This is a genomic window from Streptomyces niveiscabiei (genome assembly GCF_001419795.1).
Taxonomy (GTDB): Bacteria; Actinomycetota; Actinomycetes; order Streptomycetales; family Streptomycetaceae; genus Streptomyces; species Streptomyces niveiscabiei.
Window position 1 is genome coordinate 1 of the sequence record NZ_LIRL01000076.1, and the last position, 7,295, is coordinate 7,295.

Sequence of the window (7,295 nt, forward strand, 5' to 3'; positions counted from 1 at the left end):
GGCGTTCCACCCCCCGCCTCGCCCCCGCCCTCGCGGCCGGCGCCGGGCTGGTGCTCGCCGCCTCGACGCGCATCGCGGACACACCCCCCGGCGCCCTCTCCGCGCTGAACCTCCTGAGGGTCACCGCTCTCCTGGGCGCCCTGGCGCTGGCGTTCCTGCTGGACGACCGCTCGCGCAACATCACGGAGACGACGCCGACGCCCCGCCCCCTGAAGGTGGCCCTGCGGCTAGCGCCCGCGCTCCCGCTGGCGGCGCTGTGGTGGACGGCGGCGCTGCTCCTCGTCCCCGCGGGCCCGCGCCCCTCGCCGCTCCCCGTCACCCTGGAGGCCGCCGGGATGGCGACGACGGCCCTGGCGCTGGCGACCGCGAGGTTCCGCTTCACGGACGTCGCGGCACCGGGCGGCGCGGCGGCCATAGGGACGCTCGCGGCGATGGCCGTAGCCGTGCTGATCCCCGCGCGGTGGGGCCTGTTCGCGCTGCCGGGCGAGCCGCACTGGCCGGGCGCGCACTGGAGGTGGGCGCTGGTGCTGGCGGTGACGGCGCTGGCGTGCGCGGCGTGGACCCCGCAGCCGCTCGAACGCGGGGCCCTGCACCCCTTCGGCGGACCGCTGAGGAGCCTCAGCTCTCGGCGCGGTACATCAGGTCCGTCTCATGCGTGAGGAACCCGAGCCGTTCGTACACGGAGACCGCCGCCTTGTTGTCCGCGTCGACGTACAGCATGGCGGTCGGCAGCCCCTGCTCCGCGAGGTGGCGCAGCCCGATCGTGGTGAGGGACTTGCCGAGCCCGCCGCCCTGGACGCCGGGGCGCACGCCGAGGACGTACACCTCGCCGAGCTGCTCGGCGGTGTGGACCTTCGTCCAGTGGAAGCCGACCAGTTCGTCGCCCCGGTACGCGAGGAAGAACCCGGCGGGGTCGAACCACGGCTCGGCGATCCGCGCGTCGAGGTCGCGCTGGGTGAGGGAGCCCTGCTCGGGGTGGTGCGCGAAGGCGGCGGCGTTGAGGTCGAGCCAGTCGGCGTCGTCCTTGCCGGGGACGAAGGCGCGGACGGTGACGCCGGCGGGGAGGACCGGGTCGGGCAGGCTCAGGTCCGTCAGGGGGCGGCGCATCTGCCGGAGTTCGCGGAACAGCGTCAGCCCGAGGACCTGCGCGAGATGCCGGGCGGCGGGATGCCCGCCGTGCGCCCACACGCGCAGCCGCTTGCCGGTCGCGCTCAGCAGCGCCGTACCGAGCACGCGCCCGTGCCCGTGCCCCCGGTGCGCGGGGTGGACGACGAGTTCGGCGGCCGGCGCCTCGACGGGGTCGGTGTCCTCCAGCTGGGCGTAGCCGACGAGTTCGGTGCCGGTGGACAGGAGCAGGTGGGAGATGCCCTCGCGGGCGCCCCCGCGCAGGTTCAGCCGGCCCTGCTCGGACACCGCCTGCTGACCGTCGGTGCGAGCGGCGTCCGCGAGCAGGGCGAGAACGGCGTCGATCTGCTCGGGGTCGAGGACGGGCAGGGTCTCAAGGGATCGGGGCCGTACGGAGTCGTCGCTGGTCATGCGTACGAGGGTACGGCGACCGGGCGGCCGGGCACCCTCGTACGCCGCGCGACGGCCCGCGCGTACACCTCCGCACCCGCCCCCACCTGCCCGCGCCGCGCCGCCGTACGCAAAGGGCAGGGCAAAGGGAAACCAGGATGTAACCATGAACCCCCTGTCGTGCTACGCGCGTTGAATCTAGGCTGCGCCGGACGGGGCCACTTGTTCCTAGCCATCTTCAGGGGGGCTCATGCCAGCCAGTTCCCAGCCGCAGCCGGGCCGCAGACGGACGTACCGGTTGCTCGCCGCAGCCGCCGCGATCGCCACCGCCGGGGCCATGGCCGCCGCGCTGCCGGCGGACGCGCACGACGCGAAGCACGGCGGAAAGCCGCAGTACAAGCGGTACCAGGACGTGCAGCTGCTGTCGTTCAACGACCTGCACGGCAACCTGGAGCCGCCGTCGGGCTCGTCCGGCCGGGTCACCGAGCTCCAGCCGGACGGCACGACGAAGACGATCGACGCGGGGGGCGTCGAGTACCTCGCCACGCACCTGCGCAACGCCCGCAAGGGCAACGCGTACTCGGTGACGGCGGCCGGCGGTGACATGGTCGGCGCGTCGCCGCTGATCTCGGGCCTGTTCCACGACGAGCCCACGATCGAGGCGCTCAACAAGCTGGACCTGGACGTCACGAGCGTCGGCAACCACGAGTTCGACGAGGGCGCGAAGGAACTCGCGCGCCTCCAGAAGGGCGGCTGCCACCCGAAGGACGGCTGCTACACGGACACGAAGTTCACGGGCGCGGACTTCCCGTACCTCGCGGCGAACGTCCTCGACGAGAAGACGAACAAGCCGATCCTCAAGCCGTACTGGGTGTGGCGGAAGAACGGTGTGAAGGTCGGCTTCATCGGCGTCACCCTGGAGGACACGCCGGGCGTCGTCTCGGCGGAGGGCGTCAAGGGCCTCACGTTCAAGGACGAGGTCGAGACGATCAACAAGTACGCGCGCGAACTCCAGCGCCAGGGCGTGCGGTCGATCGTCGCGCTGATCCACGAGGGCGGGCTCCCGGCCTCGCAGTTGTACAACTACGACTGCGACGCCCCCGGCGCGGGCGACGGCATCTCCGGCCCGATCGCCGACATCGCGAAGAACGTCACCCCGGCGGTCGACGCGCTGGTCACCGGCCACACGCACGCGGCGTACGTGTGCACGATCAACGACCCGGCGGGCAAGCCCCGCATGGTCACCTCGGCGGCGTCGTTCGGCCGCCTCTACACCGACACGACGCTGACGTACGACCGCTGGACGGGTGACATCGCCCGTACGGCCGTGAAGTCCGCGAACCACGTCGTCACCCGGGACGTCCCCAAGGCGCCGGACATGACGCAGCTGATCGACAAGTGGAACACCCTCGCGGCGCCCATCGGCAACCGCGCGATCGGCTACATCTCGGCCGACGTCCCGAACACGGGCACGGAGTCCCCGGCGGGCGACCTGATCGCGGACGCGCAACTCGCGTACGGCAAGGGCCTCGACCCCGAGACCGACCTCGCGCTGATGAACCCCGGCGGCGTGCGCGCCGGGTTCACGTACGCGGCCAAGGGCGCGGAGGGCGACGGCGTCGTGACGTACGCCGAAGGCTTCACCGTCCAGCCCTTCGCGAACACCGTCAACCTCCAGAACTTCACCGGCGCGCAGGTCATCCAGATCCTGAAGGAGCAGGTCAGCGGCGCGAACACGGCCTCACCGAAGGTCCTGCTCCCGTCCGCGAACCTCCGCTACACCCTCGACCTGACCAAGTCGGGCGCGGACCGCGTGCTCACGGACACGATCCGCCTGAACGGCGCGGCCATCGACCCCGCCGCCACCTACCGCGTCGCCACGAACAGCTTCCTCGCGGGCGGCGGCGACGGCTTCCCCACCCTCGGCCAGGGCACGAACGACCTCGTCGGCTCGGACGACCTCTCCGCCCTCGCGCAGTACCTGACGGCGAACTCGTCGGCAGGCACCCCACTGACGCCTCCGACGGCGGACCGGATCACCATCGTGCGGTGAATTCCGCGTAAGCCCTCATGAAGTTCCGGGATCCCCTCGACGACCGCTTCGGGGGGATCTCGCTTGTCCGCAGGGCCGGGAGGCGGCGCGGCGAACGGACGGCAGCCGCCTACGCCCGTCACCCCTCCGGCGCCGCGTCCCCCACACGGGTTGAATGCTCACTCTTCGTGGTGACGCCGATGGGGTGTACGAGGGTGACGCGCCGGTAAGAAGGGTGCCTGTTTCCGGGTTCCGGGTGAGTCGCCCGGGGGCGTAGGCGAGGAGCCTCATTGAGCACGCTGTTGCGGACCGAGGGCGTGGGCAAGTCGCACACCGTGCGGGGCGCGAGGTACGAACTCCTCGACGACGTCTCGCTCGACTTCGAGGCGGGTCAAGTCACCGCGCTCGCAGGGGACTCGGGGTCGGGCAAGACCCTCCTGCTGCACATCCTGGCCCTCCTCGAAACACCCGACCGGGGCCGGGTGTACCTCGGCGGCGACGACATGACGAACCTCGCCGGACCCGCCCGCGCCGCCACCCGCCGGCGCCGCCTGGGCATCGTCTTCCGCACCCCCGACCTCCTGCCCCGCCACTCGGCGTACCGCAACGTCCTTGTCCCGTACGCCGGTTCGCGCGCCGAAGGCGAACGCCGGGCGCGCGAACTCCTCGACCGGACGGGGCTGACGCCGCGCGCCGCGCATCTTCCCGGCGCCCTGACGGCCGGCGAACAGCGCCGGGTCGCCCTGGTCCGCGCGCTCATCAACGACCCGGCGGTGATCCTCGCCGACGAGCCCACGGGGGACGCCGAGTTGCTCGCGTACTTCCGTGAACTCGCCGACGAGGGACGGGCGGTGGTGCTCGCGTCGGCCGACCCGGCGGTGTGCGGGATCGCGGACGTTGTGCACCGGCTGGAGAGGGGGGTGGTGGTCGAGGAGGAGACGGCCGAGCCCTTGGAGACCGAGTCGCACCAACTTCAGTGACCGTGCGCCCAGTTGAGGAAGCCGACCGCTCGGTTCGCGAGGCCGGCCACCCAAGTCGCGGAGCCGGCCACCCAAGTCGCGGAGCTGTCAGCCCAGTTGAGTTCAGCTCAGTTCAGGAAGCCGACGGCGTCCAGCCCGCCAACCAGTCCGCGACCTCCTGCCCCGCCGCCTGCGCATCGCTCAACTGCGGCCGTTCCGAGGACGCCGGCCCCGACCCGGCCCCCGTGTTCCGGTACTCGGCGAACCGGTCGTCCTTCCACGAGAAGCCGCCCATGTCCGTCCACGGCGTCGGCCTGATGCCCGCGCCGAGCGTCGTCTCGCGAACCGTGGTCTGCGGGTCGACGGTCGTGTCGCCGCCGGGGTGCCAGTTCCGCCCGAGGTAGTAACTCCCGTTGGACACATCGCCGTTGACGGTGGACCTGTTGATGAGGATGCCCTTGCGCCCGGCGGCGGTGCTGGGCGCGGTGACGTACCCGGCGGAGGTCCCGTTCCACCGCTTCTTCAGCGTGATGACCGACCTGTCCACGACGGCGGTCGCCCGGCCGAAGATGAAGTCGACGTTCCCGGTGATGTACGAGTTGGTGATGTAGACCCGCCCGAGCTTGTCCTTCGCGGCGGTCTCCAGCTCCAGCGTGTCCTGGTCCCCGTTGACGATCACCCCGTCGAGGACGATCCGGTCGGCCTGCGTCAGCAGCGCGACCGCCTGGTTCGCGATGTCCTGGTGCGCGCCCTCGTCGAAGTCGTTGGTGACGGTCAGGTTCCTGACCTGCGAGTCGTCCGAGGAGACGGAGAGGGTGGCGCTGCCCGGCGTCCCGTACGTCCCCGAACCGTCGGGCTTCGTCATCCCGGCCGCGTTGCCGTACACGATGACCGTGTCCTTACGGCTGGCGCCCGAGCCCTGGATGGTGACGTGCGGCTTGTTCGCGGGGACCTTCACGACCTCGCGGTACGTGCCCGGCTTGACCGAAATCACCACGCGGGACGGGTTGTTGACGGGGACGGCGTTCACGGCGGCCTGAACGGTGCGGTATTGGCCGGAGCCGTCCTGGGCGACGGTCAGCGTGGTGGCTCTGACCGCGGCCGTCGCTGTCGTACCGATCGAACTCCTCGGCCCCACACCGGACTTGAGGAGCGCGGGTACGTTCGCGGTCGCGTCCAGCGTGTACGGGTAGTAGCTCTTCGGGTCCCACTTCGCGCCCGAACCACCGCTCTCGTTCCGCCCGCTGGTCCCCGAGAACACGTTCCCCCGCTGGACGAGCGTCGCCGAACTGTCCCTGATCACCGGGTTCTTCAGGCCCTGGAAGTACGAATTCTCCAGCACCATGTTCGTGTTGCCGCGCGCGTAGTTCCCGTACGACGAGGTGATCGACGTACTCGCCGCGTCCTCAAGGTAGTTGTTGTACAGGTGCGCGTGCGCGACGTTGTCCGTCGAAGGGTTGCGCTGCTCCGTCTCGCGGATCCAGTTGTGGTGGATCGTGATGTCGGCGGTCGTGTTCTCCGTCCACCCGATCCCGAACGCCTTGTTCTCCTGGCTGAGTTTGTTCCAGGAGACGGTCAGGTACGTCGTGTCCTTACGGCTGTCGATCAGCCCGTCCGCCATGTGCCGCAGGTCGTTGTGGTCGATCCACACATGGTGCGCGCCGTCCATCTGGATGGCGTCGAAGTCGTGCTCCTTGTCGTTCCAAGTCCCTTGGTACGCATCCCTGATGGTCAGGTTCCTGATGATGACGTTGTGCACGCCCTGTCCCAGGAAGAACCCGCCACCGACGATGTGACCGGCCGTCCCCGACCCCACGATCGTCTTGTCGGAAGCGACCTTGATCTCCTTCCCGACCGGGTTCATGGTGATCGCCCCGGCCACGACGATCACATACGGCTCACTCGCGGTCGCGTACTTCTCCAGCTCGGCGAGCGTCCTGACGGTGACGGTCTTCCCGTCCCGCCCGCCATAAGTCCCGTTCTGCCCCAGCGCGTTGACCGACGCGAACCCGTCCGCGGACGCCCTCGCCCACCCCGGCGCGGCAGCCGACGCCTCCTCGGAAGAACCGTACCCATAGACGAAAACCCCGCTCGCGGCGAGAACGAGCGGCAGACCGACCGCCAGCGAGGTATTACGCCGACGGTGCCTGCGAAGTGCCTTGCGGCTCATGTGGGGGACCTTTCCGTGCGGGGGAGAGTCGCTGCTCTGTCGCCGCGCCGGGGGGAAAGGTTGCCGGGTCGCGGGACTACCCTCGCGGCATGATCCTCGCGCCCCTCCCGCTCACGCCCGATCGCGACATCCCCGCCCCGGTGCTCACGGAACTGACCGCCCTGTACGCCGCGAACGAGACGTTCCTCGCCCTGAGCGGTGACTTCCCGGACCCGGCGGACGTCAGGCCGGAGCAGATCGCGAAGGAACTGGCCGATGAACTCGCGAACCCGGACGCCGAGGTATTGCTCGCCCGCAGTGAGGGTCAACTCGCCGGTATCGCGGTCACGTTGGCGCACCACCCCGACCCGGCGGACCCGGACCCCTGGATCGGCCTGCTGATGGTGGGCGACCACCGCAAGGGCCACGGCCGCCGCATCGCGGAGGCGGTCGAGGACAGGTTCCGCAAGGCGGGCCGCGCCGCGGTTCGTCTGGCGGTCCTCGACAACAACCCGCGGGGCATGGCCTTTTGGACGGCCCTGGGCTACGAACTCATCGACCGCAGAAAGGACCGCCAACTCCAGCGTCCGTGCGCGGTGTTGAGGAAGCCGCTGGTCAACTAGCCTCGATCTTTCGTGAT

At 70.5% G+C, this 7,295-nt stretch carries 6 protein-coding genes; 4 read left to right on the forward strand and 2 right to left on the reverse strand.

Features of this window, described 5'->3' with window-relative positions:
* Window positions 1-659: hypothetical protein (locus AOK24_RS04815; RefSeq protein ID WP_055718812.1), on the forward strand; the 659-nt coding region annotated here is incomplete at its 5' end.
* Here AOK24_RS04815 and mshD read toward each other — a convergent pair.
* Window positions 619-1,536: a mycothiol synthase gene (gene mshD / locus AOK24_RS04820; RefSeq protein WP_055718813.1), complete on the reverse strand. Its 918-nt coding sequence runs from the start codon at window positions 1,534-1,536 to the stop codon at window positions 619-621. The genes AOK24_RS04815 and mshD overlap by 41 nt on opposite strands.
* Window positions 1,537-1,765: 229 nt before the next feature.
* Here mshD and AOK24_RS04825 point away from each other — a divergent pair, with 229 nt between their 5' ends.
* Window positions 1,766-3,568, forward strand: a complete 1,803-nt coding sequence (locus AOK24_RS04825; RefSeq protein WP_055718814.1) for a bifunctional metallophosphatase/5'-nucleotidase — start codon at window positions 1,766-1,768, stop codon at window positions 3,566-3,568.
* 269 nt (window positions 3,569-3,837) lie between these two features.
* Complete coding sequence (locus AOK24_RS04830) at window positions 3,838-4,527, forward strand: ABC transporter ATP-binding protein (RefSeq protein WP_079056679.1); 690 nt, start codon at window positions 3,838-3,840, stop codon at window positions 4,525-4,527.
* A gap of 112 nt (window positions 4,528-4,639) precedes the next feature.
* Here the strand turns inward: AOK24_RS04830 and AOK24_RS04835 are convergent, their stop codons facing one another.
* Entirely contained in the window at window positions 4,640-6,676 is a 2,037-nt protein-coding gene (locus AOK24_RS04835) for a pectinesterase family protein (protein WP_055718815.1), read from the reverse strand.
* A gap of 89 nt (window positions 6,677-6,765) precedes the next feature.
* Here AOK24_RS04835 and AOK24_RS04840 point away from each other — a divergent pair, with 89 nt between their 5' ends.
* Complete coding sequence (locus AOK24_RS04840; RefSeq protein ID WP_055718816.1) at window positions 6,766-7,278, forward strand: GNAT family N-acetyltransferase; 513 nt, start codon at window positions 6,766-6,768, stop codon at window positions 7,276-7,278.
* Window positions 7,279-7,295: the final 17 nt, after the last annotated feature.

What these genes read in the sequence shown, in the direction of transcription:
- AOK24_RS04825 (WP_055718814.1), top strand. Translation starts at nt 1,766, where the DNA reads ATGCCAGCCAGTTCCCAGCCGCAGCCGGGCCGCAGACGGACGTACCGG.
- mshD (WP_055718813.1), bottom strand. Translation starts at nt 1,536, where the DNA reads ATGACCAGCGACGACTCCGTACGGCCCCGATCCCTTGAGACCCTGCCC.
- AOK24_RS04835 (WP_055718815.1), bottom strand. Translation starts at nt 6,676, where the DNA reads ATGAGCCGCAAGGCACTTCGCAGGCACCGTCGGCGTAATACCTCGCTG.
- AOK24_RS04840 (WP_055718816.1), top strand. Translation starts at nt 6,766, where the DNA reads ATGATCCTCGCGCCCCTCCCGCTCACGCCCGATCGCGACATCCCCGCC.